Origin of the sequence: Nitrospirillum goiasense, from assembly GCF_034427435.1 — a bacterium.
In the GTDB taxonomy this organism is placed as follows: Bacteria; Pseudomonadota; Alphaproteobacteria; order Azospirillales; family Azospirillaceae; genus Nitrospirillum.
In genome coordinates this window covers 1,579,195-1,606,043 of the sequence record NZ_JAXQNP010000002.1, presented here as the reverse complement: position 1 = coordinate 1,606,043, position 26,849 = coordinate 1,579,195, and the positions used below count along the sequence as shown (strand labels likewise).

24 protein-coding genes are annotated in these 26,849 nt (G+C 67.2%); 14 read left to right on the top strand and 10 right to left on the bottom strand.

Annotated features, from left to right (window positions below; translation table 11 throughout):
- Positions 1-144: 144 nt before the first annotated feature.
- Positions 145-1,899, top strand: a complete 1,755-nt coding sequence (gene ftsZ, locus ULB03_RS09940) for a cell division protein FtsZ (protein ID WP_322482997.1) — start codon at positions 145-147, stop codon at positions 1,897-1,899.
- A gap of 494 nt (positions 1,900-2,393) precedes the next feature.
- Positions 2,394-3,353 carry a UDP-3-O-acyl-N-acetylglucosamine deacetylase gene (gene lpxC / locus ULB03_RS09935; RefSeq protein ID WP_322482996.1) on the top strand — a complete coding sequence of 320 codons (960 nt, stop codon included), beginning with the start codon at positions 2,394-2,396 and terminating at the stop codon, positions 3,351-3,353.
- Between the two features lie 172 nt (positions 3,354-3,525).
- Here lpxC and ULB03_RS09930 read toward each other — a convergent pair whose 3' ends face one another.
- From ULB03_RS09930 to ULB03_RS09895, 8 genes are all read right to left on the bottom strand, one after another.
- A complete protein-coding gene (locus ULB03_RS09930; RefSeq protein ID WP_322482995.1) occupies positions 3,526-3,678 on the bottom strand; it encodes a hypothetical protein in 153 nt (50 codons plus the stop codon).
- A 77-nt stretch (positions 3,679-3,755) separates the two neighbouring features.
- Positions 3,756-3,893 carry a hypothetical protein gene (locus tag ULB03_RS09925; RefSeq protein WP_186455583.1) on the bottom strand — a complete coding sequence of 46 codons (138 nt, stop codon included), beginning with the start codon at positions 3,891-3,893 and terminating at the stop codon, positions 3,756-3,758.
- Positions 3,894-4,277: 384 nt separating this feature from the next.
- Positions 4,278-4,415 (bottom strand): hypothetical protein, encoded by a 138-nt coding sequence (locus tag ULB03_RS09920; RefSeq protein ID WP_322482994.1) that lies wholly within the window; start codon positions 4,413-4,415, stop codon positions 4,278-4,280.
- 77 nt (positions 4,416-4,492) lie between these two features.
- On the bottom strand, positions 4,493-4,630 hold the full coding sequence (locus ULB03_RS09915; RefSeq protein ID WP_322482993.1) for a hypothetical protein: 138 nt from the start codon (positions 4,628-4,630) through the stop codon (positions 4,493-4,495).
- Between the two features lie 355 nt (positions 4,631-4,985).
- Positions 4,986-5,126 (bottom strand): hypothetical protein, encoded by a 141-nt coding sequence (locus ULB03_RS09910; protein WP_322482992.1) that lies wholly within the window; start codon positions 5,124-5,126, stop codon positions 4,986-4,988.
- A gap of 69 nt (positions 5,127-5,195) precedes the next feature.
- Positions 5,196-5,327 carry a hypothetical protein gene (locus tag ULB03_RS09905; protein ID WP_322482991.1) on the bottom strand — a complete coding sequence of 44 codons (132 nt, stop codon included), beginning with the start codon at positions 5,325-5,327 and terminating at the stop codon, positions 5,196-5,198.
- A gap of 32 nt (positions 5,328-5,359) precedes the next feature.
- Entirely contained in the window at positions 5,360-5,497 is a 138-nt protein-coding gene (locus ULB03_RS09900; protein WP_322482990.1) for a hypothetical protein, read from the bottom strand.
- A gap of 258 nt (positions 5,498-5,755) precedes the next feature.
- On the bottom strand, positions 5,756-6,676 hold the full coding sequence (locus ULB03_RS09895) for a hypothetical protein (RefSeq protein ID WP_322482989.1): 921 nt from the start codon (positions 6,674-6,676) through the stop codon (positions 5,756-5,758).
- A gap of 366 nt (positions 6,677-7,042) precedes the next feature.
- Here ULB03_RS09895 and ULB03_RS09890 point away from each other — a divergent pair, with 366 nt between their 5' ends.
- From ULB03_RS09890 to ULB03_RS09835, 12 genes are all read left to right on the top strand, one after another.
- Positions 7,043-8,029 carry an outer membrane protein assembly factor BamD gene (locus ULB03_RS09890; RefSeq protein WP_322482988.1) on the top strand — a complete coding sequence of 329 codons (987 nt, stop codon included), beginning with the start codon at positions 7,043-7,045 and terminating at the stop codon, positions 8,027-8,029.
- A 113-nt stretch (positions 8,030-8,142) separates the two neighbouring features.
- Positions 8,143-9,831 carry a DNA repair protein RecN gene (gene recN / locus ULB03_RS09885; RefSeq protein WP_322482987.1) on the top strand — a complete coding sequence of 563 codons (1,689 nt, stop codon included), beginning with the start codon at positions 8,143-8,145 and terminating at the stop codon, positions 9,829-9,831.
- A gap of 55 nt (positions 9,832-9,886) precedes the next feature.
- Positions 9,887-12,142: an NAD-dependent DNA ligase LigA gene (gene ligA, locus ULB03_RS09880; RefSeq protein WP_322482986.1), complete on the top strand. Its 2,256-nt coding sequence runs from the start codon at positions 9,887-9,889 to the stop codon at positions 12,140-12,142.
- Between the two features lie 210 nt (positions 12,143-12,352).
- A complete protein-coding gene (locus ULB03_RS09875; RefSeq protein WP_322482985.1) occupies positions 12,353-13,165 on the top strand; it encodes a GIN domain-containing protein in 813 nt (270 codons plus the stop codon).
- Positions 13,166-13,312: 147 nt separating this feature from the next.
- Positions 13,313-13,732 (top strand): VOC family protein, encoded by a 420-nt coding sequence (locus ULB03_RS09870; RefSeq protein WP_145617217.1) that lies wholly within the window; start codon positions 13,313-13,315, stop codon positions 13,730-13,732.
- 74 nt (positions 13,733-13,806) lie between these two features.
- Positions 13,807-14,193 (top strand): hypothetical protein, encoded by a 387-nt coding sequence (locus ULB03_RS09865; RefSeq protein ID WP_322482984.1) that lies wholly within the window; start codon positions 13,807-13,809, stop codon positions 14,191-14,193.
- Between the two features lie 138 nt (positions 14,194-14,331).
- The gene (locus ULB03_RS09860) at positions 14,332-17,304 is read left to right on the top strand and encodes an EAL domain-containing protein (RefSeq protein WP_322482983.1); all 2,973 of its coding nucleotides are present in this window, start codon (positions 14,332-14,334) and stop codon (positions 17,302-17,304) included.
- Between the two features lie 239 nt (positions 17,305-17,543).
- Positions 17,544-19,769, top strand: coding sequence for a DUF1302 domain-containing protein (locus ULB03_RS09855; RefSeq protein ID WP_322482982.1), 2,226 nt, complete (start codon positions 17,544-17,546; stop codon positions 19,767-19,769).
- A gap of 107 nt (positions 19,770-19,876) precedes the next feature.
- Positions 19,877-20,929, top strand: a complete 1,053-nt coding sequence (locus tag ULB03_RS09850) for a WD40/YVTN/BNR-like repeat-containing protein (RefSeq protein ID WP_322482981.1) — start codon at positions 19,877-19,879, stop codon at positions 20,927-20,929.
- Between the two features lie 73 nt (positions 20,930-21,002).
- Complete coding sequence (locus tag ULB03_RS09845) at positions 21,003-23,381, top strand: efflux RND transporter permease subunit (protein ID WP_322482980.1); 2,379 nt, start codon at positions 21,003-21,005, stop codon at positions 23,379-23,381.
- Between the two features lie 71 nt (positions 23,382-23,452).
- Positions 23,453-23,743, top strand: coding sequence for a type II toxin-antitoxin system TacA family antitoxin (locus ULB03_RS09840; protein WP_322482979.1), 291 nt, complete (start codon positions 23,453-23,455; stop codon positions 23,741-23,743).
- 5 nt (positions 23,744-23,748) lie between these two features.
- The gene (locus ULB03_RS09835; RefSeq protein WP_322482978.1) at positions 23,749-24,237 is read left to right on the top strand and encodes a GNAT family N-acetyltransferase; all 489 of its coding nucleotides are present in this window, start codon (positions 23,749-23,751) and stop codon (positions 24,235-24,237) included.
- A 7-nt stretch (positions 24,238-24,244) separates the two neighbouring features.
- Here ULB03_RS09835 and ULB03_RS09830 read toward each other — a convergent pair whose 3' ends face one another.
- Both ULB03_RS09830 and ULB03_RS09825 read right to left on the bottom strand, forming a co-directional pair.
- Positions 24,245-24,748: a hypothetical protein gene (locus ULB03_RS09830; RefSeq protein ID WP_322482977.1), complete on the bottom strand. Its 504-nt coding sequence runs from the start codon at positions 24,746-24,748 to the stop codon at positions 24,245-24,247.
- A 104-nt stretch (positions 24,749-24,852) separates the two neighbouring features.
- Positions 24,853-26,712, bottom strand: a complete 1,860-nt coding sequence (locus ULB03_RS09825; RefSeq protein WP_322482976.1) for an autotransporter domain-containing protein — start codon at positions 26,710-26,712, stop codon at positions 24,853-24,855.
- Positions 26,713-26,849: the final 137 nt, after the last annotated feature.

Genomic DNA, 26,849 nt, shown 5'->3' with positions numbered 1-26,849 from the left:
CCTGCAGAAATTCAGGCCGCCCCCATCGCGCCCGTCCCCCTGGACGGGCCGATGTACCGGCCCCCGATCCGTCGGTCGAAGACCGAAACACGCCAAAGACCTAACCGCACCGTATTCCGGACGCTCCGCAAAGGGGACAACGCCATGACCATCAAAGTCACCATTCCGCCGGTGGAAGTGCTGACCCGCCCGCGCATCACCGTGTTCGGTGTCGGCGGCGCCGGCGGCAACGCCGTCAACAACATGATCCGCTCCAACCTGGAAGGGGTGGAGTTCGTGGTCGCCAACACCGACGCGCAGGCGTTGACCGGCAGCGAGGCGACCAAGCGCCTGCAGCTGGGCAGCACCATCACCCGCGGCCTGGGCGCCGGCTCGCGCCCCGACGTGGGCCGTGCCGCCGCCGAGGAACAGCTGGAGGAGATCCTCTCCTACCTCGAAGGCACCAACATGTGCTTCATCACCGCCGGCATGGGCGGTGGCACGGGCACGGGTGCCGCCCCGGTGATCGCGCGCGCCGCGCGGGAACAGGGCATCCTGACCGTGGGCGTGGTGACCAAGCCCTTCCACTTCGAAGGCGCGCACCGCATGCGCATCGCCGAATCCGGCATCAATGAGCTGGCCGGCTACGTCGACACGCTGATCATCATTCCCAACCAGAACCTGTTCCGGGTGGCGAATGAGAAGACCACGTTCGCCGACGCCTTCAAGATGGCCGACGACGTGCTGCACTCCGGCGTGCGCGGCGTGACCGACCTGATGGTCATGCCCGGCCTGATCAACCTGGACTTCGCCGACATCCGCACCGTGATGACGGAGATGGGCAAGGCCATGATGGGCACGGGCGAGGCCACGGGCGAGCGCCGGGCCGTGGAGGCCGCCGAGGCCGCCATCAGCAACCCGCTGCTGGACGACGTGTCGATGAAGGGCGCCCGCGGCGTCCTGATCAACATCACCGGCGGCTACGACATGACCCTGTTCGAGGTGGATGAGGCGGCCAACCGCATCCGCGACGAGGTCGACCCCGACGCCAACATCATCTTCGGCTCCACCTTCGACGCCCAGCTGGACGGCAAGATGCGGGTGTCGGTGGTGGCCACGGGCATCGAGACCCTGGCCGGCCAGCAGCCGCGCCAGCAGCCCGCCGCCCCGCAGCTGGCGGTCGTCAGCACCAACGCCGTCCGCCGCGCGCCCGCCCCGGCGGCCACGCCGTCGGTCAGCACGCCGGTGCGCCCCGCCACGGCCAGCTATCACTCCACGCTGACGCCGGCCCCGGTGGCGCCCACGGCCCCCGCCCCGACCGCGCCGGTCGCAGCCCCCGCCGCTGCCCCGGTCGCGGCCGCCGCCCCGGCGCCGCAGATGGCCGTGTCCCAGCCGTCGCCCTACAGCCCGGTCGAGCCGGCGCCGGCCCCCGTCGCCGAGATGGCGCCGGAACCGGTGGCCGAGCAGCCCGCCCCCCGGGCCGAGGTGCCCATGCGTGCGCCGGCCCCGGGCGCCCTGCGCGGCGACCGCAGCGCCGGTGGCTTCATCCCGCCGCGGCCGGCCGATGCCGGCCCGCGCCTGGGTGCGCCCAACCCCGAGCGCTATACGCCGCCGCAGGCGGAGCCGCGCAAGAAGGGCATCTTCCAGCGCATGTTCGGCTTCGGCGGTGACGAGCCGGCCCCGCAGGTCCAGCACCCGCAGCCGGCGCCGCGCCAGCCCGCCCCCGCCGCGCATTACGCGCCGCAGCAGCATGCGCCGCAGGTCCAGCATCAGCAGCCGGTGCAGCAGCACGCCCCGGCCCCGCAGGTGGCGCCGCGCCAGCCCGCCCCCGCCGTCCACCAGGAGCCGGGCCTGGGCCGCGCGCCGGGTGAGGACAGCTCGCTGGACATCCCCGCCTTCCTGCGTCGCCAGGCGAACTGATCCTGGTGAATTGATGCCATCCATGTGACTGGCATCACTGCATTGCATCATGTCGAGGGCCGCCTCCCGCAGGGAAGCGGCCCTTTTCATTTGCGGCGGAAAGAAGGCGAAATTGCATTTGTGCTCAAATAGATACGCATAGCGCCGCGTAACATTCGGTAACAAAGAGTGATTTGATGCCTGGCGCCGCCGTTGTTACTTAGGCAGCGTGACGTTCCGCTTTGGATGCACCGCAACACGCGGTTAAAGCCCAAGGCGGAGGGTCAAGCCCAAGGCGGCAAGGCGGCACGGTCGAAAATTTGACCGCAAGTCGAACCGGTCGCCGGACGTGGATGACAGGGCTCGCAGTCGCGATTGAGGCAGTCACGGTTGGACCGCCCGCTCCGTCCCTCCCCGTCCGAACCCAAGCCCCCAGGGATGAAACCTTGGGGCGAGCATGATGCAGGAAAGGCCCCGGCCCATCCGTATCATGGCCGAATAAGGAAGTTGGAATCGTGTACGCCGATCGTGAACCCATCATCGCCGCCCGCCAGCAGACGCTGAAGGCCCCCATCAATTGCACCGGTGTCGGCCTGCATTCCGGCCTGCCCGTTGCCATGACGATGCGCCCGGCGCCGGTGAACACTGGCATCGTCTTCCGTCGGGTGGACCTGCTGCGCGGCGGCGCGACGGAGGCCCAGGCCACGGTGCCGGCCCGCTGGGACGCCGTGGTGGATACCCGCCTGTGCACGGTGGTGGCCAACGCCACCGGCGCCACGGTGGGCACGGTTGAGCATGTCATGTCGGCCCTGCGCGGCTGCGGCATCGACAACCTGGTCATCGACCTGGACGGGGCCGAAGTTCCCATCATGGACGGCAGCGCCGCCCCCTTCGTGTTCCTGATCGAGTGCGCCGGTATCGCCCAGCAGGACGCCGCCCGCCGCGTCATCCGCGTGCTGCGCCCCGTGTCGGTGGTGGAGGGCGAGAAGGTCGCCACCCTGACCCCCGCCTCGGGCTCCAGCTTCGCGTTCGAGATCGACTTCGCCAGCGCCGCCGTGCGCCGCCAGGAAGGCTTCGTCCGGCTGGAGGCTGAAAGCTTCAAGGATGAGGTGGCCGAGGCCCGCACCTTCGGCTTCCTGCAGGAAGTGGACATGCTGCGCCGTGCGGGCTTGGCCCGGGGCGGTTCCATGGACAACGCCATCGTCATCGACGGCGACCGCATCCTGAACGAGGGCGGCCTGCGCTTCGATGACGAGTTCGTGCGCCACAAGATCCTGGACGCCGTGGGTGACCTGTACATGGCGGGCCACGCCATCATCGGCCACTACTCCGGCATCCGGTCGGGCCACGCCCTGAACAACAAGCTGCTGCATGCCCTGTTCGCCGACGCCTCCGCTTACGAGATCGTCGAAGAGGTGGATGCCGCCTTCGTCCCGGCCTCTTGGGAGCGTCCGCGCCTGGTCGCTACCGCTTGAGCCCTGAGCAGACCGAACCACGCCGTCCTCCGTCCGGCCAACAAGCACCAATCAAACAAAAACACCAATACCTGAGCCTCAAACGAAAAGGCCTTCTTCCCCATCCGGGAAGAAGGCCTTTTCCGTTTCGGCCCGGAAACTCCGGCCGGCCGGTCTGGATCGGCGGCGCCCCTCACAGCATGGCATTGACGCACAGGGCCATGACGGCGGCGACGGACAGCATGCCGGCCGTCTCAACGACGGCGGACAGGCGGGCAAAGAGGCCGGTGGTGACGGCGGTTTCGGTGGCGGTGACAGCGGCGGTAGTGATGGCGGCGGTGGTCATGATCTTGGTCCCCTTGTGAATGATGATCGCTGGTCGGGCGATGGTCGGTTGGCAGCAAGCGGCGGTCGCGGCGAGGGTTACAGCATGGCGTTGATGCTGGCGGCGATCAGCAGGGCCACGGCCATCATGGCCACGCCCTCGACGACGGCGATGTCAGGCAACACCTTGAAAAAGCGGAAGGAAGCGGTGCGGCTGGAAGCGGCGAAGGCGGTCATTTCTATCTCCATCGGTGCGTTGGTCGGTGATGTCCCTATAAGAGCAAGGGCCGTGCCAACTGCCCAAGACGGCGGGAATCCTGGGGTTTGCCACCGCATCTATCGTCCGATCGCCGAGCCATCGCCAAAAATTGGCCGTAATGGCTATTTAATCTGAGAGTGGGCGATTTTTATTTGTACGGCAGCGAACACTGTCCGTTTACGAACACCGGCTTTGCCCATCCGCGTACAGTTCCGCAAATCCGCTGAACGCGGGACACCGCCATAAGGCCCAAAAGCGAAAGGCCCTCTTCCCCGCGCGGAAAGAAGGCCTTTTCGATTGCGCCGGAAACCCCGGCCGGCGCGCCCCAGTGCGGCGGGGCGCGCGTCTTAATCAGCGTGGCGTCACAGCATGGCATTGATGCACAGAGCCATGACGGCGGCGATGGATAGCATGCCGGCGGTCTCGACGATGGCGGACAGGCGGGCATAGAGGCTGGTGGTGACGGCGGTTTCGGTGGCGGTGATGGCGGCGGTGGTCATGATCTTGGTCCCCTTTTGAATGATGATCGCTGGTCGGGCGATGGTCGGTTGGCAGCAAGCGGCGGGCGTGGCGACGGTTACAGCATGGCGTTGATGCTGGCGGCGATCAGCAGGGCCACGGCCATCATGGCTACGCCCTCGACGGCGGCGATGTCGGGCAACACCTTGAAAAAGCGGAAGGAAGCGGTGCGGCTGGAAGCGGCGAAGGCGGTCATTTCTATCTCCATCGGTGCGTTGGTCGGTGATGTCCCTATAAGAGCAAGGGCCGTGCCAACCGCCCGACATGGCGGAAATCCTGGGGTTTAAATTCAGCCTCAGACCGCTATCGCAATGCCGCCGCAATATTTTTGCCAAAATAACAATTTAGTAGCGATAATCCTTACTTCCATCTGTGCGACACCGAACACTGTCCGTTTACGGACACCTGGCGCTGTCCGCCAGCGGACGCCGCCACCAGGCGCAAAAGCGAAAGGCCCTCTTCCCCGTCTGGGAAGAAGGCCTTTTCGTTTGCACCGGAAACCCGGCCGGCGCGCCCCAATCACGGCAGGGCGCGCGGAATAGTCAGCGGCGTCACAGCATGGCGTTGATGCACAACGCGATGATGGCGGCGACACCCAACATGCCGGCGACTTCGACCAGGCCGGTCAGGCGGCTCATCAGGCTGGGGGTGGCGGTGCGGCTGGCGGTATGGCTGGTCGTGATGGTGGTCATAATGGCTATCCCCTTCTCTTCTGGCTGGCCGCTGGTCGGGCGGCGGTTGAGCGGTGGTCGGTCTCAGGCTCACAGCATGGCGTTGATGCACAGCGCGATGACGGCGGCGACGCCCAGCATGCCGGCGGTTTCGACCAGGCCGGTCAGGCGGCTCATCAGGCTGGGGGCGGCGGCGCGGCGGGGGGCGGTGACGGTGGTCATGATGGCGTTTCCCTTTGGTCTAGCGGTCTGGATCAAAGCATCGTGTTAACGCTGACGCTGATCACCAGCGCCACGGCCAGCATGGCGACGGCCTCGACGAGGTCGGTGCTGGGCAAGTACTTGAAAAAGCGGAAGGAAGCGGTGCGGGGCGCGGCGGTGAAGGACGACATCTTTTTCTCCATCGGAGGCGGTTGGTGAGGATGACCCCATATCAGCAAGGGGTGTGCCAACCGCCAAAACCGGCGGATTTCCGTCGTTCACGGCTTAAGGTTTATGGATCATTGACCACACGGCGCCACTAAATGGCCGCATTCGCCACATTTGGTGAATATGGCCACCATTCCAGCGTCCGGAATTGCCCACTGTCCGCAAACGGACAGCTTCATCGTCCGCCGCTGGACATCGACACCACTGGACATCGACGCCACTCAGGCGCCGAACCAAACCTTGGTATCGAGATAACGGGACGCCAGGAAACGATAGAGGCGGCCGATCTCCAGCATCGCCTCATCCTTGGCGGGGTCCACGGACTTCCAGCGCTGGGGAATGTCCTCCCAGGCCAGGGTTTCGAAGTGCAGGTTGTCGCGGTGACGGCGCAGCATGGCGACCGTGCCCTCGAACTGCTTCAGCGCGGCGACGGCCTCACCCGTGCCTGCCTCCACCTCGTCGAACCAACCGCGGTATTTGTCCACCGGCACCTTCAGCAGGGATTGGATGCGCCGCAGCTGGTGGTCCAGTTCCCGGTCGCCACGCGCCAGCTTCTGCATCTCGCGCAGCTTGCGGCCGATGTCGAACACCGGCTTGAAGTACTCGCGCAGCGCTTCCAGGAAGGCCAGCTCATTGGCCAGCACCTCCACCCTGTCCACCACCTCCTGCTTGCGCTCCACCGCCAGGCCGACCAGCGCGGCGATTTCCGCCGCCTGCTCCCGCATCCGGCGCTTGGCTTCCTCGCTCTCATCCAGGGCGGCGCTGTCGGCGCGATGACCGGCGATGGCTTTCAGCAAGGACCCGCCGATCTTGAGGAAAGCCATGTCGCGGTGGCGGGATTCGATGGACCAACTGGCGGTGCCGTCCAGGATTTCGGACGGGATGCGGTCGCCGTTGTGGATGATGCGCACGAACTTCAGGCTTTGCGCGATCATGCCCAGCAATTGGCCATCGCCACTGTCGGGTGCGATGGAGAACATCTGCGACACCTGGCGCAAGGGTATGGCGCCCCGGGCGTCGCCCAGGTCGACCTGCAGCACCGGCTCACCGTGGCTGAGCGTGAAAAAGGAATTGGGCAGGCACAACGCCGGGTGCGCGAAGCGGAATTCCGTGACGTTGGGCTTGGCCGACTTGTCGAACATGGCGATGGGAGACTGTCCTGGGAGGCGTCTTACGATAGGGCCCAAATAGTAAAGTGGAGATTGACGTATCGCACATCCAACGCGAACGAACGCGCCTGTCGATGCGAAAATGCCCCGCCAGGACCGATCCTATACGCCCGTGTAGGGTGGGGGAACGGCGTACCCGTCTGCCGAGCGGGTGGGTTTTTTGAAAAAATTCGCTGTTCGCCCGACAATGTGCCGCTTGGCGATGGACGGGATGACCGTGCTATAACACGCCGTCGCGCATCCCGCCGCCTATTCCGCTCCGAGAAGATGCCCTTGTCCTTCCCTCGCATTGCCTTGTCGCCCCGTCGCCTCCGCCGCCTGGTCCCGCTCGCCGCCCCCGTGGCGCTGCTCGCGGTCGCGGCCTGCTCCAGCGATGAGAAGGAGGCGCCCTATATCGAGCGCCCGGTGGAGCAAATCTATTCCGAAGCCGGCAACGCCATCGACCGGGGCGAATACCAGAAGGCGGCCCTGCTGTTCGGCGCCGTGGAGCAGCAGCATCCCTACTCCACCTGGGCCATGCGCGCCGAGCTGATGGCCGCCTACGCCTATTACCAGGCCAACAAGTATGAAGAGGCCATCGGCTCGCTAGACCGCTTCATCAGCCTGCACCCCGGCAACCCCAACGTCGCCTACGCCTATTACCTGAAGGGCCTCTGCTATTATGAGCAGATCTCCGACGTGCGGCGCGACCAGACCCCGACCGTGCAGTCGCTGAAGGCCCTGGAAGAGGTGATCCGCCGCTTCCCCAACAGCCCCTACGCCCGCGACGCCAAGCTGAAGATCGACCTGACCCGCGACCACCTGGCGGGCAAGGAAATGGACATCGGCCGCTATTACCAGAGCGTGGGCCTGAACCTGGCCGCCATGAAGCGCTTCCGCCAGGTGGTGGACCAGTACCAGAGCACCAGCCATGTGCCGGAGGCCCTGCACCGCCTGGTGGAGGTCTACCTGTCCCTGGGCATGCTGGATGAGGCGCGCAAGGCCGCCGCCGTGCTGGGCTACAACTACCCGGGCAGCGACTGGTACCAGAACACCTACGACCTGATGAAGGACCTGCCCAAGCCGCGGGTCATCCCGGTCAACCTGTCCGCCAAGGCCCCGGCCAATGCCGCTGCCCCAATGGGTGCTGGCCCAACGGGTGCTGCCCCGACGGGCGACGCCGCGGTGGGGGCGGCTCCGGCGGCCGGCCCGGCACCGGCTGGTCAGGCGGCCCCAACGGCGGACGCGGCAAAGCCCGCCGACCAGAAGCCGGCGGACGAGAAAGCCGACAAGCCCCGCCAGGAAGGCAAGGACCGTGGCTTCTTGGGTTGGCTTTTCGGCGATTAAGCCCTAGAAAAATCATATCCCGACAGCGGGGCTCCGGATCGGTCGCGGACCGGCCCGGGGCCCTTGTCGTCTGGGGAGTATCGTCCCAAGGCTCGCAAAACCGGGTGAGTGCCATGCTGGCGTCCCTCTCGATCCGTGACGTGGTCCTGATCGAACGGCTTAACCTGTCGTTCGGCCAAGGCTTGTGCGTGCTGACCGGCGAGACCGGCGCCGGCAAGTCCATCCTGCTGGACGCGCTGGGCCTGGCGCTGGGCGGCCGGGGCGACAGCGGCCTGGTGCGCCACGGCGCCGACCAGGCGACGGTGGTGGCGGAATTCGACCTAGGCGCCTTCGCCGGCGCCAAGGGCGGCGACGGCCACCCCGCCCTGGCCCTGTTGCGTGAGCAGGATCTGGACGCCGACACCACGCTGGTCCTGCGCCGCACCGTCACCGCCGATGGCCGCTCTCGCGCCTTCATCAATGACCAGCCGGTGGGCGTGGCGCTGCTGCGCCGGATCGGCGAGACGCTGGTGGAGGTGCACGGCCAATTCGACACCCATGGCCTGCTGAACCCGCTGACCCACCGCGACCTGCTGGACGACTACGCCGGGCTGGCGCCCAAGCGCGCCGCCCTGACCGCCCTTTACCGCGCCTGGCAGGCGGCGGAAACGGCGCGGGCCGACGCCGACCGCGAGGCCGCCCGGGCACGCGAGGAGGAGGACTACGTCCGCCACGCGCTGGCCGAGCTGGACGCGCTGGACCCCAAAGACAATGAGGAAGAGGCGCTGGCGGAAAAGCGCGCCGTCATGATGCACCGGGAAAAGCTGGTGGAGGCGTTGACGGGGGCGGCCGGCGAAATCTCCGGCGAACGCGGGGCGGAACGCGCCCTCGCCAACGCCCTGCGCCACCTGACCCGCGTGGCCGACAAGGCCGCCGGCCAGTTGGACCCGCTGATCGCCGTCCTGGACCAGGCCGCCGCCGAGATCGGGGAGGCCGCGCGCACCCTTCAGGTCATGGCCGGCGACATGGAGCATGACGGCGCCAGCCTGGAAAAGCTGGAGGAACGGCTGTTCGCCCTGCGCGCCTGCGCGCGCAAGCACGGCATCGCCGTGGCCGGCCTGGCCACCTTGCGCGCCGACTTCGCCCGGCGGCTGTCGCTGATCGAGGACCAGGGCGACCTGCTGACCCGCCTGGCCAAGGACGCCGCCGAGGCCAAGCAGTCCTATGCCGCCGCCGCCGCCACCCTGACGGAGGAACGGCGCCGGGCCGCCGGCAAGCTGGACAAGGCGGTGATGGCCGAGCTGGCGCCGCTGAAGCTGGACCGGGCCCGCTTCGTCACCGCCGTGGAGGCGGTGGCCGAGGCGGACTGGGGGCCTGGCGGCGCCGACCGCGTGGCCTTCACCGTCGCCACCAACCCAGGCGCCCCGCCGGGCCCGCTGGCCAAGATCGCGTCGGGCGGCGAACTCGCCCGCTTCATGCTGGCGCTGAAGGTCATCCTGGCCCAGGTCGGCACCGTGCCCACCCTGGTGTTCGACGAGGTCGACACCGGGATCGGTGGCGCCGTGGCCAACGCCGTGGGCGAACGCCTGGCCCGCCTGGGCGCCGGTGTCCAGGTGCTGGTGGTGACGCACAGCCCGCAGGTCGCGGCGCGCGGCCAGCAGCACCTGAACGTGCGCAAGCGCGTGGCCGCCGGCAAGACCACCACCGACGTGGTCATGCTATCGCCCGAGGAGCGGCGGGAGGAAATCGCCCGCATGCTGTCGGGTGCCGAGATCACCGCCGCCGCCCGCGCCGCCGCGTCCGAACTGATGGCCGCCGGCTGAGCCCGGCGCCTTCTCAACCGCTTTTCGCCCCCTCGCCTTCACCTGAGTACATGCCATGGCCGCCACGCAAGCCATCGACGCCCTGACCCTTGAGGATGCCCAGGCGGAACATTCCCGCCTGGTGGCGGAGATCACGCACCACCGCGCCCTCTATTACCAAAAGGACGCGCCGGAGATTTCCGACGCCGCGTACGACGCGCTGGAAAAGCGCCTGGCGGCCCTGGAGAAGCACTTCCCGGCGCTGGCCGGCGCCCACAGCCCAACGGCCACGGTGGGGGCCGCCCCCGCCGCCGGATTCGGCAAGGTGAAGCACAAGGTGCCCATGCTGTCGCTGGGCAACGCCTTCGAGGATGAGGACGTCACCGACTTCGTCGCCAGCATCCGCCGCTTCCTGGTGCTGGATGACGGGGCCCCGCTGGACTTCGTGGCGGAACCCAAGATCGACGGCCTCTCCCTGTCCATCCGCTATGAGGACGGGCAATTGGTGCAGGCCGCCACGCGCGGCGACGGGGCGGAGGGCGAGGACGTCACCGCCAACGTGCGCACCATCGACGACATCCCCAACACCCTGCGCGGCAAGGCGCCGGCGGTGCTGGAAGTGCGCGGCGAGGTCTATATGCGGCGCGAGGACTTCCTGGCCCTGAACAAGGCCCAGGCCGAGAAGGGCGAAAAGGTTTTCGCCAATCCACGCAACGCCGCCGCCGGGTCCTTGCGCCAGTTGGACGCCAGCATCACCGCCGGACGCCCCCTGCGCTTCTTCGCCTACACCTGGGGCGAGCTGTCGGAGCCGCTGGGCGCCACCCAGGCGGAAAGCCGCCAGCGCCTGGCCGAGCTGGGTTTCACCATCAGCGAACCCTCGCGCCTGTGCCGCACGGCCGACGAGCTGCTGGACTATTACCGCTGGATTGGCGGGCAGCGGGCCACCCTGCCCTTCGACATCGACGGCGTGGTCTACAAGGTGGACCGCCTGGATTTGCAGGAGCGCCTGGGCTTCCGCACCCGCACGCCGCGCTGGGCCACGGCGCACAAATATCCGGCGGAACAGGCGCAGACCATCCTCAAGGCCATCAGCATCCAAGTGGGCCGCACCGGCGCCCTGACCCCGGTGGCGGAGCTGGAGCCCATCACCGTGGGTGGCGTCGTCGTCTCCCGCGCCACCCTGCACAATGAGGATGAGATCCGCCGCAAGGACGTGCGGGTGGGCGACACGGTCATCGTCCAGCGCGCTGGTGACGTCATCCCGCAGATCGTGGCCGCCGTTCCCAGCCTGCGTCCCGCCAACAGCCATCCCTTCGAGTTTCCCACCCACTGCCCCGCCTGCGGCAGCCTGGCCGTCCGCTCCACCGCTGAGAAGGCGGACGCGGCCGCGGAAGTGGTGGCGGTGGAAAGCGGCACGCCGGATGACGGCATCGCGGAGGCGACGGACGCGCCTACCGGGGAAGAGACGACGTCCGAACCCGACGGCGTGGTGCGGCGCTGCACCGGCGGCCTGATCTGCCCGGCGCAGGCGGTGGAACGGCTGATCCATTTCACCAGCCGCCTGGCCTTCGATATCGAGGGCCTGGGCATCGAGCGCATGCGCCTGTTCCACAGCCAGGGCCGCATCCGCGAACCCGCCGACATCTTCACCCTGGAGGCGCGGGAGAACGAGCGGCTGGACCGCATCGTCACCATGACCGGCTTCGGCAAGAAATCGGTGGAAAAGCTGTTCGCCGCCATCGAGGCCCGCCGCACCATCGGCCTGGACCGCCTGATTTATGCCCTGGGCATCCGCCAGGTGGGCGAGGCCACGGCCAAGCTGCTGGCCCGCCACTACCTGACCGTGGATCACTGGCGCGACGCCATGATCAAGGCGGCGGAGGAACGGGCGGCCCAGCCCACCGAGCGCAAGCCGGAACTGGTGGGCGAGGCCTATGCCGAGCTGTGCGCCATCGAGCAGATCGGCGTGGGCGTGGCCGACGACATGATGGCCTTCTTCCGCGAAGAGCATAACCGCGCCCTGCTGGACCGCCTGCTGGCCCAGATCACGGTGGAGACCTACCAGCGGCCCGCCACCACCGGCTCCCCCGTCGTGGGCAAGACCGTGGTCTTCACCGGCACGCTGGAGACCATGGGCCGCAGCGAGGCCAAGGCCAAGGCGGAGAGCCTGGGCGCCAAGGTCGCGGGGTCCGTCAGCGCCAAGACCGATTATGTCGTCGTCGGCGCCGACGCCGGCTCCAAAGCCACCAAGGCGCGGGAGCTGGGCCTGACCATCCTGACGGAGCAGGAGTGGGTGGACCTCATCAGCGGCAAGACCGCCGCGCCGGAATAATTGCGAGATTCGCCACGCGATTGGCATGAACGGCGATTAAATCGCCCTTCATGTTGGGCCGCATGGCACCCTCCCCAGGCTTTCCGCCAATCTCGCGGTTGGCATACCCCTTGCGAAAGAGGCCGCAACCGGCCCGGCACGATGGGCCGGACCGATCTGGAAGCCCGCCCTGCTGGCGCTTCCCGCCTTTTCGTCAGGGAGACCCCGCTTATGTTCCGCATGCCCCACCGCCTGGCCACCTTGTCTTTGGCACCTCTGGCCGCCGCCCCCCTGACCGCGGCGCTCATCGCCTTCACCGCCAGCCCGGCCTATGCCGGCACCGTCGGCCCGCAGACCCTGCACGGCCGCACGCTGGAGCTGGAAGGCCTGGTGGCCAATGTCGAGATCACGGTGTCATCCTCCGCCAAGGACATCACCGTCACCGCCACCGGCGAGGATGACCAGGTGAACCGCCTGTCCTTCCACAGCGAGGGCGACAAGGCCAAGGTGGAGCAGGAGCACCGCCACCATGAGCAGTACAACGACCGCGACTTCATGAAGGTCAGCATCACCCTGCCCGCCGGCACCAGCCTGGCGATCGACGATTTCGTCGGTGACCTGACCGCGGGCGACCTGAACGCCGACCTGGCGATCGGGGACCTGCATTCCGGTTCCGTCACCGTCGGGCGCGTGCAGTCCGCCGCCCTGGACGTGACCGGCAGCGGCAACATCTCCGTGGGCGACATCGCCAAGGCCGTCTCGGTGGAGATCAAGGGCTCCGGCAAGGTGCGCACGGGCAAGACCAATGGCGAGGTGTCGCTGGAGATCAGCGGCTCCGGCAATGTCGACATGGCCTCGGTCAACGGCGCGGTGTCAGCCGAAATCCATGGCAGCGGCAACGTCACCATCCATGCCGGCAAGGCCGACCCCCTGTCGGTGGACATCGCCGGCTCGGGCGACTTCACCCTGGACGGCGTCGCCACCAACCAATCCATCAGCCAGCACGGCTCCGGCCAGGTCCGTATCCGCAACGCCGGGCATTGAGCCTCAATCAACCGCGCCAACCCCGGGGACGACGCTGCGCGGGGCGGTGCCGTCCCTAGAGAAAGCCCGCCGGGAAATCGGCGGGCTTTCGTCTTTGAGGCCAAGGGCCTAAGGTCGGCGCACACGCCATCATCCGGGAATGCGTCGATGAAATACCTGCACACCATGGTCCGCGTCACCGACCTGGACGCCTCGCTGGACTTCTACGTCAACAAGCTGGGGCTGGAACTGGTGCGCCGCCGCGATTACGAGAAGGGCCGCTTCACCCTGGTCTACCTGGCCGCCCCCGGCTCCCCGGAGTCGGAGGTGGAGCTGACCTGGAACTGGGATCCGGAGGTCTACACCGGCGGCCGCAACTTTGGCCACCTGGCCTTCGCCGTGGATGACATCTATGCCACGTGCCAGCGCCTGATGGACGCGGGCGTCACCATCAACCGGCCGCCGCGCGATGGCCACATGGCCTTCGTCCGCTCCCCCGACCAGATCTCCATCGAGCTGCTGCAGGCGGGGGACGCCCTGCCCCCGCAGGAGCCCTGGGCCTCCATGCCCAACACCGGCACCTGGTAAGGGAAAGGCGCCCCCGCAGCGCCGGGTTGCGGTGGGCGCCCATTCATTCTATCCATACCAATATGCTATTGATCGTGCTGACTATCATGGGGGTGGGGCTGGTCCTGGCGCTGGTCGCCTGGCTGGCGACGCGCGGCCCGTCGGAGGGGGAGATTTTCCGCCGCTTCGACGCGCTGGACGGGTTCACCATCACCGAACGCCACGCGCATGACGGCACCGGCATCGCCGCCGACGAGGCGCGCGGACTGGTGGCGGTGGTCGGCAAGGGCTTGGGTGGGCGGCCCCCCGTGCTGCTGGCGGCCAAGGACCTCACGGCCTGGCGCTACCAGGCCAAGGACCAGCATTTCGAGATGACCCTGCGGGCGCGGCGCCTGTCCCAGCCGCTGGTCGTCAGCTTCCGCAAACGGGCTACCGCGGACGAATGGCTGAAGATTTTCCGCAACATCGTGGAGGGTCGCTGACACCTATCCCACCGGGTCACTCATACGGAAGTGCGAGACTCCGGCCCCCCATAAGTCTTAAGGTCGACCCAGGGGTTGTGTTGCCGCCCCTGGCCCCCACCCTGGGCCCTGTGAACGCCCCGTGACCTGAAGGTTGGCATGACGCCCCCACCGTCCTCCGAGGCACCGTCGTCGTCCCGCATCCTGGCGCGGTTCGGGACCGCGCACGCCGTCACCAACAGCGGGCCCCACGATGGCGCGCGTCCCTCGGACATGGGCTCCCAACACACGGCCGGCGACGGCCGGAAGGGGCGGCTGCCGTTGCGCAAGCGCCTCTCGTACAAGCAGGCGCGCAACACCGCGCTGCTGACCCTGGCGCTGGGCATCATCCTCAATACCGCCCAGATCACCTACGACCTGTTCAACGTCGAGCAGCAGACCGACCAGCTGGTGCAGCAGGTGCTGAGCACGGCGCGGCAGCCGGCGGCGGAGGCCGCCTACGCCTTCGACCAGGCGCTGGCGGAACGCGTGCTGACCGGCCTGTTCGAATACCGCCCACTGTATCACGCCGTGATCTATGAGGATTTCGGCAATCAGCTGGCCGCCAAGGACCGGCCGGAGGCGGAAGGCGGGCTGAAGTGGCTGGCGGAAATCCTGCTGCCGCAGGAAAAAACCTTCTCGATCCAACTGGTGATCGAGCGCCATAACCAGAACGTGGGCGTGCTGAAGGTCAGCGTCGACCGCTACCTGATCGCGCTGGATTTCTTCCGCCGCTCCGCCATCGTGCTGGGCGTCGGCCTGGTGTGGACGGTGGCCCTGGCCCTGATCCTGGTCGTGGTCTTCTACATCTCGCTGTCCAAGCCCTTCCTGCGCCTGACCCACGGCATCGCCGCGGTGGACGCCCGCCGTCCGGCGGATGTGCTGCTGACCGTGCCCCCGCAGCATGCCGATGACGAGCTGGGTCTGCTGGCCCGCACCACCAACGACCTGTTGCTGGAATTCGACCGGGCACTGGTGGAGTGCGAGCGGGTGGAGGCCCGCCTGCGCGAGCGGGAGACGCACCTGTCCGGCATCATGGACAACGTGGCGGATGGCATCATCACCCTGGATGAGGATTTGCGGGTCGCCACCATGAACCGCGCGGCCCATCTGCTGTTCGGTTATGAGCCGGGCCGGGCGGGGGGCCAGCCCTTCGTCGGCTTCATCGCCGACGAGGATTGGCCGCGCGTTTCGACGGAGCTGATGGCCTGCCTGCGCCGCCAAGGCGGGAGCCATGGCGGCGAGCAGCGGGCGGAGGTGCAGGGCCGCCGGCAGGACGGCACCACCTTCGCCATGGCCTTCGGCGTCAGCCAGATGCGGTCCGGCGATCGCCGCACCGCCATCTGCGTCATCCAGGACATCACCCAGCGCAAACGGTCGGAACGGGCCCTGCGGGAAAGCGAGGAGCGGCTGAAGCAGGCCGTGAGCGCCACCCGCTCCGGCGTGTTCGACGCCGATTTCGCCACCGGCCTGACGTGGTGGAGCCCGGAGTTCCTGGAGATGCTGGGCTATCCCGGCGGGCCCAGCCCGTGGCACGACAAGCCGCTGGAAGCGCTGCTGCATCCCGACGACGCGCCGGCGACCATGAGCACCATCGAGCGCTATCTGTCCGGGGACAGCGGCGACTATCTCAGCGTCTTCCGCCTGCGCAAGAGCGATGGCAGCTGGCTGTGGATCGAGGCGCGCGGCCTGGCCATCCGGGACGAGCGGGGCCGCCCGCTGCGCTTCACCGGCACCATGACCGACGTGACCGACCGCAAGCGCTTCGAAGAGCAACTGCTGTACGTCAGTACCCACGACCCGCTGACCGGCCTGGCCAACCGCACCCTGCTGCAGGACCGGTTGCAGCACGCCATCGCCCATGGCGCGCGCAAGGGCACCTCCGTCGCCGTGCTGGTCATGGATCTCGACCGGTTCAAGCTGGTCAACGACAGCCTGGGCAGCCAGGTGGGCGACAAGCTGCTGCGCGCCCTGGGCCAACGCCTGGTGTCCTGCGTGCGCGCCGCCGACACGGTGGGCCGCATGGGCGCCGACGAGTTCATGGTGATCGCGGAGGATTTGCCGGAGCCGCAGGTGGCCGCCCGCATCGCCGAGGCCATCCTGGTGGGCCTGACCCGGCCCTTCGCCATCGATAACCAGCAGCTGTTCATCACCACCTCCATCGGCATCAGCCTGTTCCCGGGCGACGCCACCGACACCGACGCCCTGCTGCGCGACGCCGCCACCGCCATGGACAACGCCAAGGCGGCGGGCGGCAACAGCTATCAGTTCTTCACGCCCCGCATGAATGAGGAGGCGGTGGCCCGGCTGTCCATGGAGCACGCGCTGCGCGAGGCCCTGGACCTCAACCAGTTCAGCCTGCACTACCAGCCCAAGATCGACCTCGAAACGCTGAATCCGGTGGGCACCGAGGCCCTGATCCGCTGGAACCACCCGGAGATGGGGTCGGTCTCCCCCGCCCGCTTCATCCCCATGGCGGAGGAGAACGGCCTGATCGTCCCCATCGGCGAATGGGTGATGCGCACCGCCCTGGCCCAGATCCGCGCCTGGCAGGAGCAGGGACTGCAACCCCTGCCCGTGGCCGTCAACGTCTCCGTCCGCCAGCTGTCGTCCGGCCAGTTCGCGGAACGGGTGCGCCAACTGCTGCAGGAGTATGGCGTGGGGCCGGAGTTCCTGGAGCTGGAGATCACCGAAACGGCGATGATGTCCAACCTGGCCTACATCGCCGACACCCTGGCGGAATTGCGCTCGCAGGGCATCTCCATCGCCATCGACGATTTCGGCACGGGCTATTCCTCGCTGTCCTACCTGCGCCGGCTGCCCATCACCACGCTGAAGATCGACCGCTCCTTCGTGTCGGAGGCCACGTCGAACACCGACACCGCCGCCATCGCCGCCACCATCATCGCCATGGGACGGCAGTTGGGCCTGACGGTGGTGGCGGAGGGAATCGAGACGGAAGAGCAGCTGGACTTCCTGCGTCGGCACCAGTGCGACCAGCTTCAGGGCTTCTTCTTCTCAAAACCGCGGCCCGCCGACGACTTCTGCAAAACTTTTTTGAAGCCGGCAAAGATGCAGGTGGTCGCCTCCTGAACCCGGCTTGACGCCTACTGGCAACCCTACAAACATCCCCGCCGGCCCCTCGGAATCCGAGTTGAACGGCGTTGCAGATTTGCCCTATCCGGCCCGGAATCCCTTGATCCTGCTCATCAATGCTTGACGAGGCGGGCGGGAAAACCGACGCTTTGGTCAGAGAGGCTGGACGTCGGTCCCTGGCAGGAATGCCAGGAACGGCCGCGTCTTAAAAAATAACGTACAGGGAGGAAAGACGCATGGTGGCGAACGTCTTTGGAAAGTCGTGCCTGAAATCTCGTATCCTGACGGGTGTCAGCGTTGCCGCGCTGGGCACGTCGCTGTTCGCGTCGATGCCGGCACGCGCCCTGGACTTCAATTCCGGCGACCTTCAGGGCAGCTTCAACACCACCTTGACCTTCGGCGGCCTGATCCGCGTGCAGGAGCGTGACAAGAACCTGGTGGGCAAGGCCAACGGTGGCAACGCGTCCTCCATCAACCAGGACAACGGCGACCTGAACTATGGCACCGGCCTGGTGTCGACCACCGGCCGCATGACCAATGAACTGAAGCTGGACTACGACAACATCGGCTTCTTCGGTCGCGCCACCTTCTTCTACGACCCCATCAACAACGACGCCAACAGCACCTCTGGCGCCCGCACCGGCGCCTTCACGCTGAGCTCCACCGCCCGCGACCAGTCGGCGGCCTACGCCCGGCTGCTGGACGCCTACGCCTATGGCAACTTCGACCTGGGCGGCGGCACGTCGCTCAGCATGCGCGTCGGCAACCAGGTACTGAGCTGGGGCGAAAGCACCTTCATTCCCAACGGCATCAACGCCATCAACCCGGTGGACGTCTCGGCGCTGCACCAGCCCGGCACGGAACTGAAGGAAGTGTTCCTGCCGGTGCCGATGATCAGCGCCAACCTGGGCCTGACCACCAACCTCAGCGTGGAAGCCTTCTACCAGTTCAAATGGGAGAAGACGCTGCTGGACCCGGCGGGCACCTACTTCAGCAGCGACGACGCGCTGTCGCCGGGCGCCCGCTACCTGTCCCTGCCCTTCGGCAACCCGCTGGCCAAGGACAGCCCCTTCCAAGGCGCCATCGAGACCAACGGCACCGTCAAGAACCCCATCCTGGGTCAGGTCACCCCCATCGCCCCATTCGGCACCAACGTGCCGCGCCTGAACGACCACAACGGCCGCGACGACGGGCAGTTCGGCTTCGGCATCCACTATTCCGTGCCGGAACTGGACGATACCGACTTCGGCGTCTTCTTCATGAAGTACAACAACCGGCTGCCGGACCTGTCGGTGAAGGTGGGCAGCTTCGGCGACTTCGCCTCCAACCCCGAGACGTTCAGCAACCACAGCGGCTACTACGCCGACTACGTCAACGACATCAAGATGTACGGCGTCAGCTTCAACACCAGTGTTGAAGGCGTCGCCATCCAGGGCGAATACTCGTACCGCCAGGGCCAGCCCCTGCAGTATGACGCTGTTGACGTGCTGCAGGCCATGCTGGCGGCCCCCTCGGTCTTCGGCTTCGTCCAGACCGGCAGCCAGCAGGGCGCGGCCTTGGGCGCCGCCCAGGGTGCGGCCCAGGGCACCGCCGCAGCCACCGCCGCCTATCAGACGGCGGTGAACCGGGTCCTGTCCGTCGCCGCCCCATCCCTGGCAGGCACCAGCTTCACCTCGCTGCCGGCGCCGGTGCAGGCCCAGGTACAGGCCGCCATCGCCGCCGCCGGCGGGCCGGCCTCGCTGGCCGCGGCCCAGGCGGCGGGCGCCGCCCAGGGTGCCGCCGCCGGCCGCACCGCCGGCGCCACCGCCGGCGCGCAGCAGGCGGCCACCGCCGCCGCCCACATCTTCAACACCAACGCGCTGATCAAGCGCCTGGGCGGCATCCAGGGCACGACGACGGCGGAAATCGAGCAGAGCGCGTCCCGCCTGTTCGGCAGCACCATCCAGGGCTATGACCGCTACGACATCAGCCAGGTGCAGATGACCTTCACCAAGGACCTGCCGCCCATGATGGGCGCCAGCCAGGTCATCCTGCTGGGCGAGGTGGGCGCCGACTTCGTGCACAACATGCCCGATGGCGTGCATTTCAGCGGCACGGGCACCAATGTGGGCGGCAACGCCAACTTCCTGGGCCTGGGCGGCATGGAGAGCGTGGCCACCAAGGGCTTCGGCACCGAGTTCTCCTGGGGTTACCGCATCGTCGCCCGCTTCGACTATCTGAACGCCATCGGCGGCATCAACCTGATGCCCCGCATCGTCTGGGAACAGGACGTGCACGGCACCACGCCCCTGCCCGTCGGCACCTTCATCGATGGCCGCAAGGCCGTGTCGGTGGGCCTGACCGCCACCTTCTTGGACAAGTGGTCGGCCGATGTGAACTACACCAACTTCTTCGGCGGTGGTGACTTCAACCTGATCAACGACCGTGACTTCGTCAGCTTCAGCCTGAAGTATTCCTTCTAATCCTGCGCCGTCACGGGCCGCCAGGTTTCCCCGGCGGACCGTGACAGGGCAGAATCCCTTTCCCGGTTTTATGGGCGCCGGCCGCCGAGAGGTGGCAGGCGACTTGAATGATGAGATGCCGCCCCCTCGCCGCCCGGCTTGCCGCCGGTGCCCTGTCCCTGGCCCTGGCCTCCAGCCTTGCCCCTGTGGACAACCTTAGAGCGAGGGAGATGGTGGCCGGCGACAACCCCTCATCATCGGCGATCAAGGTCACCGCGCCCATCGCCGCGAAGACACCGGCCGCCAACGCCCCCATCCCAGCGCTGCTGGCGCCCCTCGCCCCACGTTCCCTCATTCTGGCCGGCACGCTGGCGGGAACGCGGCTGGTGGCGGTGGGGGAACGCGGGCACATCCTGCTGTCCGACGACAACGGCCATAGCTGGCGCCAGGTGCCGGCCCCGGCCAACGCCACCTTGACCGGCGTGCGCTTCATCGACGCCAAGCAGGGCTGGGCCGTGGGCCACGACGCCACCATCCTGCACACGACCGATGGCGGCGAAAGCTGGACCCTGCAGAACTTCGCGCCCGACTGGGAACAGCCCCTGATGGACGTGCTGTTCGATGATGCCGACCATGGCATCGCGGTGGGGGCCTATGGCTTGTTCCTGGACACGGCCGATGGCGGCAAGACCTGGACCAAGCGCCGCATCACCGACGACGACCTCCACCTCAACGCCATCTTCGCCACCGGTGGCGACACCCGCATGGTGGTGGGTGAGGCCGGCGGTGTCTACACCAGCCCGGACAAGGGCCACACCTGGACCAAGCGCGCGCTGCCCTATGAGGGCTCGCTGTTTGGCGGCCTGATGGTGGATGACAAGACGGTCGTGGTGTTCGGCCTGCAGGGCCATGCCTTCCGCTCCACCGACGGCGGCCAAAGCTGGCAGGCCGTCGATACGGGCACCAAGGCGGGCCTGATGGGCGGGGTCGCCACCCCGGACGGCCATGTCGTGCTGGTGGGCGCCCTGGGCACGGTGCTGAACAGCGCCGACGGCGGCGCCAGCTTCACCTTGAGCTATCGGCCGGATCGCCTGGCCCTGGCCGACGCGGTGCGGGGCGCCGATGGCAGCCTGGTCCTGCTGGGCGACGAGGGGCCCAAGCTGGCGGGCACGCTGCCCTGACGCTCCCGCCTGACAGTCCGGCCCCCCGGCCGCTTACGCCCTTTCCGGTTTCCCCGTTTCCCCCGAGTGCCCGATGACCTCCCTGCCCCGTTTCCTCGACGCCGTGATCTTCCGCCACCGCCAGGTGGTGCTGGTTCTGTTCGCGTTGGCCACGGCCTTCTTCGCCTGGCAGGCCAGCCACCTGGCGGTGGACACGGCCTATGAGAAGCAGTTGCCGCAAGAACACCCCTACATGAAGACCTTCCTGCAGTATCAGAAGGAATTCGGCGGGGCCAACCGGGTGGTGGTGGCGCTGAGCGTCAAGAAGGGCGACATCTACACGCCGGAGTTTTTCACCAAGCTGAAGCAGGTGACGGACGAGGTGTTCTTCATCCCCGGCGTGGACCGGGCCAGCGTCACCTCGCTCTTCACCCCCAACGTCCGCTTCATCGAGATCGTGGAGGACGGGTTCAGCGGCGGCAACGTCATCCCGGCGGAGTTCCAGGCCACGCCGGACTGGCTGAACGTGGTGCGCGGCAACGTCCTGAAATCGGGCCAGGTGGGCCGCCTGGTGGCGGAGGACTTCACCGCGGCATTGGTCAGCATCCAGTTGCTGGACCGCGATCCCAGCACCGGCGCCAAGCTGAACTACATGGAGGTGGCCAAGAAGCTGGAGGCCATCCGCGCCAAGTACGCCGACGACACCGTCGAGATCCACATCATCGGCTTCGCCAAGGCCATGGGCGACGTGGCCGACGGCACGGTGGGCGTCATCGGCTTCTTCGGCGTCGCCTTCGTCATCACCGCCATCCTGGTCTATGTCTACGGCCGGTCCTTCCGCATGACCGCCGTGCTGCTGGCCCTGTCGGTCGTCACCGTCGTGTGGCAACTGGGCCTGCTGGTGCTGATGGGCCTGGCCATGGACCCCATGTCCATCCTGGTGCCCTTCCTGGTGTTCGCCATCGCCATCAGCCACGGCGTGCAGAACGTGGGCACCATCACGCAGGAGATCGGCAAGGGCGCCGACGCCTTTTCCGCCGCCCGCATCAGCTTCCAGCGCCTGCTGGTGCCGGGGACCAGCGCCCTGGTGGCCGACGCCATCGCCTTCCTCACCATCCGCATCGTCAAGATCCAGATGATCCAGGAACTGGCGCTGTCGGCGTCGGTGGGCATGGTCATCATCGTCATCACCCACCTCGTCATCCTGCCGGTGGCCTTGTCCTTCCTGTCTCTGGGCGACAGCTACCGCCGGCGCGTGTCGGGCCAGGTGGACCGCTTCGACGCGGTGTGGAAGGTCTTCACCGTGTTCGCCCGGCCCAAGGGCGCCATTCCCGCCCTGATGATCGGCCTGGCCGTGTTCGCTTGGGCGCACCACGAGTCCGGCCGCCGCGTCATCGGCGACGCCGAGGCCGGCGTGCCGGAGCTGTGGCCGGACAGCCGCTACAACAAGGATGCGGATTTCATCGCCAGCCACTTCGCCATCGGCGTGGACATCATCCAGGTCATCGCCGAGGCGCCGGCCAACGGCTGCATCGACTACAACGTCATCTCGAAGGTGGATGACTTCGCCTGGCGGATCCGCAATGTGGATGGGGTGCAGTCCACCCTGTCGCTGCCCCAGGTCATGAAGACCGTCAACATGGGCTGGAACGAGGGCAACCTGAACTGGCGGGTGCTACCCCGCAACAGCCAGGTGCTGGTGCGCGCCGTCTCCCCCGTCGAGACGTCCACCGGCCTGCTGAACGCCGACTGCTCCGTCATGCCGGTCATGATCTTCACCAAGGACCATAAGGCGGAGACCATCGACCGCGTGGTCAAGGCGGTGGAGGCCTACAACAAGGCCAACGGCACGGATGCCGGTGACAAGGGCCCCATCCACTTCCGCCTGGCCACGGGCAACGTCGGCGTGATGGCCGCCACCAACCAGGCGGTGACGACGGCCGAGACGCCCATGCTGCTGTGGGTCTACGCCACCGTGCTGGTGTTCTGCGCCATCACCTTCCGCTCCGTCGTCGGCACCATCGCCACCGTCCTGCCCCTGATCGTCGTCTCGGTGCTGTGCGACGCGTTGATGGCCGAGCTGAAGATCGGCCTGAAGACCAGCACCCTGCCCGTCACCGCCCTGGGCGTGGGCATCGGCGTGGACTACGGCCTCTACATCTTCAACCGCCTGCAATCCTACCTGAAGCACGGCCTGGGCTTCGCCGAGGCCTACTACAAGACCTTGCAGGAAACCGGCAGCTCCATCCTGTTCACCGCCCTCACCCTGGCGGTGGGCGTCGCCACCTGGTCCTTCTCCGCCCTGAAGTTCCAGGCCAACATGGGCGAGCTGCTGACCTTCGTCTTCATCGCCAACATGTTGGGCGCCATCATCCTGCTGCCCGCCATCGCCGCCACGCTCTACCGCCTGTTCCCCCGCCTGTTCGAAGGCGAGGTCAAGCGGGCGCAGAAGCGGACCTTCGCGGCGCATTGATCTGGCGGGCCACCTTTTGTCATGACACTGTCGGGCGGTTTTGGCATAAATCGGAGTCAAGGAGATATCCGATGGCCAAAACCGGCCCCCGCACCCAGAAGCTGGACCTGAGGCTGACCCCAAGTGCCAAGCGCACGCTGCAGCTGGCGGCCAGCGCCACCTCCCGCTCTGTCAGTGAGTTCGTGATAGAGAGCGCGCTGGCCCGGGCGGCGGAAACGCTGCCGGATCGTACGCGCTTCGATCTGGATGCCGAAAGGTGGCAGGCGTTTCAGGACGCCTTGGATGCCCCGGCCAAACCAATCGCGGAACTGAAAGCCCTCCTCACCGAACCGAGCGTGTTCGAGCGGCCTTCCAACGAATGAACGGATTGCGTATCGAAAAGCTCGACCGGACCCATGGCGTCGAGGGCTTCGACTGCGGCCGGGAGGCACTCAACCGTTTCCTGATCCGTCATGCCACGCAAAGCCAACAAGCCGGCGCCTCAAACACCTATCTTGCCTTGAAAGGTGATCGTGTCGTCGGCTTCTACAGCCTTGCCGTCGGTGAAATCGCCCATGCGGAAGCGGCCGAGCGACTGACCAAGGGCATGGCCCGCCATCCGATCCCCGTCATGGTGCTGGCCCGGTTGGCCGTGGCGACGGATTGCCAGGGCCAAAGGCTGGGCTCTGGGCTGCTGAAGGATGCGATGACGCGGACGCTCCGGGCGGCGGACCTCGCGGGCATACGCGCGCTTGTTGTTCACGCCAAGGATGATGAGGCCCGCAGCTTCTATGAGCGGTATGGTTTCGCCCCGTCGCCCACTGACCTTTATCACCTTTACATCTTGCTGAAGGATGTGCGGCGAACGATCACCTGACCGGCCATCACCGCGTCTTGGGCTGCGCCGCCTCCCATTCCGGATCGACCGTGCCGCCGTCGAGGATGAAGCGCCAGGGGGCGTCCCGGGTGGCCCGGCGCCAGATGGTGACGTAGCGCACGGGCGGGCGTTCCACCACCGTGCCGTCCGGCTTCTTGAGACGGGAGCGGGCCTTGCCCCAACTATAGCCCAGGGTGCCGTCGGCGGAGACAGAGGCGTCCTCCGGCGCCCATTCCAGTTCCAGCCCCGCCGGGAACAGGGTGGCCAGCGCCGCCCGGTCCACCTTGGCCTGGGGCCGGTTCAGCAGGGTGACCTCCTCGGCGGCAAAGGCCTGGAACGCGGCCCCCACCCCCACTTCCCGCGCCTGGGCGGCGAAGGCGCGGTCGGTGTCCAGAATGGCCTGAGCGGGGTTAATGGCGGCGGGAACACCGGGCAACGGGCCGGCCCCCGTCAGCAAGGGCACGGCCAGGGCAGAGGCGGCTAGGCCCAGAGGAAACCGCAAACGGGACATGATCTCATCCCCTCGCGTCATTGTTCGGATTGGGCAAGGGTAGCAATAAAAAAGGCGCGGGAATATCCCGCGCCCCTAGTCAACCTTGCGCTGTTGTTGTGGCTTCAGAAGCCGACGCGGATGTGGCCCATGACGGCATGGTCGGTGCGGTCGCCATTGTCGAACGTCCCCTGGTAGGAGACGGCGACGTTGAAGCCGTTGGCCTGAATGGCGATGCCACCGCCGCCGTAGTAGGAGGTGCGCTTACCGGCACCCGCATCCGTCTCCGCCACCTGGCCACCCGGCAGGGTGGCCTGGAAGATGCGGCCGGAGTTCAGGAACTCATGCTGCACGCCGGCCTGGATCTGCGGCGCCACCACCACGTCGCCCATCACGAAAGGCACGGCGAGCTGGCCGCCCGCCTGGGCGCGGAAGCTTTCGGCGTCGAAGTCCGGGACGCTCATCGCCAGGGCGCCGGCATCCTTTTCCGTATAGCTGTGGATGCTGGCGCGGGTGTAGCGCAGGCCCGCCGTGGGGCCCAGGGCCACATTGCCCAGATTGACGCTGTATCCGCCCGACAGGCTGGCGCCGTAGGTCGAGCCGTTGGGCGTGGCGTTGCCCCAAGGCTGCGGCGCGAAGCCGGTCTGGCGCTGCATCTGGGTGAACTCGTCATAGCCGTAGGTGATCATGCCGTCGGCGTAGAACGCGCCCATATTGGCCGTGGCATAGGCCATCAGGTTGTAGGCATGCAGCTCATCCTTCCCGAAATTGTTCTGGAAGCGCATGCGGTTGTCGCCATAGCCCAGCGCGATGCCGGTGGTGACGGTGTCCGACACCCGGTAATCGACGCCCAAGGCACCGGTGTAGCTGTCGTAATTATAGCCCATCTGGCCGGCGATGGCGTCGCGGTCACCGGTGCCGTAGTTGCCGTAGAGGAACACGCCGACGCGGCCGTCGCGGCCGGTCGAGGTGCCGGTCCCCATGCCGCCACCCACACCGGCCACGCCGGTGCCGGAGCGGATGCCGTTCAGGCGGGCGCGGACAGCGCCGGTCATGCCGTCATCGGCGATGAAGTTCAACTGCGTGGCGGCCACGGCGGCCTGGGGCGCCTGCAGCACCGTGGTCAGGGTGCCCGCCACATACTCCGCCACCAGGGTATGGCCGGTGGTGGTGGGATGCACATCATCCCAGAACAGCATGGTGTTGATGTTGGACGCGGTGCAGTAGCCGGTGGCCTTGCCGCCCAGCAGGCAGGAATGGGTGGCGTCGGTGATGCCATAGGCCGACGGGTTGGCCTGGATCATGCTGAAGATGGTGTTCACGTCGACCAGGATGACCCGGGCGCCGTTGGTGCCGTTCAGGCTCTTGGTCAGGTTCAGCACGTCGGCGTTGTGGATGGCCGTCAGCTGGTTGGCCTGCAGCGCCGCCGCCGCCCCCTGCGCCGAGATGGAGGGGGTGTTGCCCAGATTGGGCAGGTTGAAAATCAGGAAATTACGGGCGCCCGCGGCGATCAGCTTGTTGGCGCCGGTGCCGATGTTGCCCACCACCGTGGCCGCCTCCGTCGCCGGATCCACGGTGGAGCCGCTGGTGGCGTATTGGAAATAGTCGTTGGCGCCGATCCACAGGGAATACAGCTGGCTGCTGGTGATGGTCGGCTTGGCCGCCAGGAAGGCGTTGATCTGGTTCAGGAAATCGATGGGCCGCTCGGCCGTCGACCGCGCGCCGCCATAGGCGTAGCTCTTGAACGGCACGCCGCCGATCAGGGCGCCCACCTTCTCATCCCACAACGGGCCGTTGGAAAAGCGGCCATTGTAATAGGGCGGCGGCGGGGCCAAGCCCAAAGGCACCAGATTGCCTGGATCGCTGAGGCTGTCGCCGAAGACGATGCCGGCGGAATATTGCTGCGCGTGCGCGGTGAAACCGACGAAAGACGCCATCATCGCCACCGCCATGGCGGTGGTCGTGCGTAACATCCGGCTGGTCATGGGCTCCCTCTATTCCCTCCACGGCGGGCCGTTCAGGCGGCCTGCTCGTTCTTGACGCGGAGGCAAAGTCCCACGAAAGCATCCCCCGCCGTCAAGGGATCAAAAGTCACATTCCGGCGAATGTCCGCGGTTGTGTC

What these genes read in the sequence shown, in the direction of transcription:
- ULB03_RS09845 (WP_322482980.1), top strand. Translation starts at nt 21,003, where the DNA reads ATGACCTCCCTGCCCCGTTTCCTCGACGCCGTGATCTTCCGCCACCGC.
- ULB03_RS09895 (WP_322482989.1), bottom strand. Translation starts at nt 6,676, where the DNA reads ATGTTCGACAAGTCGGCCAAGCCCAACGTCACGGAATTCCGCTTCGCG.
- recN (WP_322482987.1), top strand. Translation starts at nt 8,143, where the DNA reads ATGCTGGCGTCCCTCTCGATCCGTGACGTGGTCCTGATCGAACGGCTT.
- ULB03_RS09915 (WP_322482993.1), bottom strand. Translation starts at nt 4,630, where the DNA reads ATGACCGCCTTCGCCGCTTCCAGCCGCACCGCTTCCTTCCGCTTTTTC.
- ULB03_RS09825 (WP_322482976.1), bottom strand. Translation starts at nt 26,712, where the DNA reads ATGACCAGCCGGATGTTACGCACGACCACCGCCATGGCGGTGGCGATG.
- ULB03_RS09830 (WP_322482977.1), bottom strand. Translation starts at nt 24,748, where the DNA reads ATGTCCCGTTTGCGGTTTCCTCTGGGCCTAGCCGCCTCTGCCCTGGCC.
- ULB03_RS09930 (WP_322482995.1), bottom strand. Translation starts at nt 3,678, where the DNA reads ATGACCACCGCCGCCATCACTACCGCCGCTGTCACCGCCACCGAAACC.
- ULB03_RS09855 (WP_322482982.1), top strand. Translation starts at nt 17,544, where the DNA reads ATGGTGGCGAACGTCTTTGGAAAGTCGTGCCTGAAATCTCGTATCCTG.
- ULB03_RS09900 (WP_322482990.1), bottom strand. Translation starts at nt 5,497, where the DNA reads ATGTCGTCCTTCACCGCCGCGCCCCGCACCGCTTCCTTCCGCTTTTTC.
- ligA (WP_322482986.1), top strand. Translation starts at nt 9,887, where the DNA reads ATGGCCGCCACGCAAGCCATCGACGCCCTGACCCTTGAGGATGCCCAG.
- ULB03_RS09860 (WP_322482983.1), top strand. Translation starts at nt 14,332, where the DNA reads ATGACGCCCCCACCGTCCTCCGAGGCACCGTCGTCGTCCCGCATCCTG.
- ULB03_RS09905 (WP_322482991.1), bottom strand. Translation starts at nt 5,327, where the DNA reads ATGACCACCGTCACCGCCCCCCGCCGCGCCGCCGCCCCCAGCCTGATG.
- ULB03_RS09870 (WP_145617217.1), top strand. Translation starts at nt 13,313, where the DNA reads ATGAAATACCTGCACACCATGGTCCGCGTCACCGACCTGGACGCCTCG.
- ULB03_RS09850 (WP_322482981.1), top strand. Translation starts at nt 19,877, where the DNA reads ATGATGAGATGCCGCCCCCTCGCCGCCCGGCTTGCCGCCGGTGCCCTG.
- ULB03_RS09920 (WP_322482994.1), bottom strand. Translation starts at nt 4,415, where the DNA reads ATGACCACCGCCGCCATCACCGCCACCGAAACCGCCGTCACCACCAGC.
- ULB03_RS09910 (WP_322482992.1), bottom strand. Translation starts at nt 5,126, where the DNA reads ATGACCACCATCACGACCAGCCATACCGCCAGCCGCACCGCCACCCCC.
- ULB03_RS09875 (WP_322482985.1), top strand. Translation starts at nt 12,353, where the DNA reads ATGTTCCGCATGCCCCACCGCCTGGCCACCTTGTCTTTGGCACCTCTG.
- ftsZ (WP_322482997.1), top strand. Translation starts at nt 145, where the DNA reads ATGACCATCAAAGTCACCATTCCGCCGGTGGAAGTGCTGACCCGCCCG.
- ULB03_RS09840 (WP_322482979.1), top strand. Translation starts at nt 23,453, where the DNA reads ATGGCCAAAACCGGCCCCCGCACCCAGAAGCTGGACCTGAGGCTGACC.
- ULB03_RS09925 (WP_186455583.1), bottom strand. Translation starts at nt 3,893, where the DNA reads ATGACCGCCTTCGCCGCTTCCAGCCGCACCGCTTCCTTCCGCTTTTTC.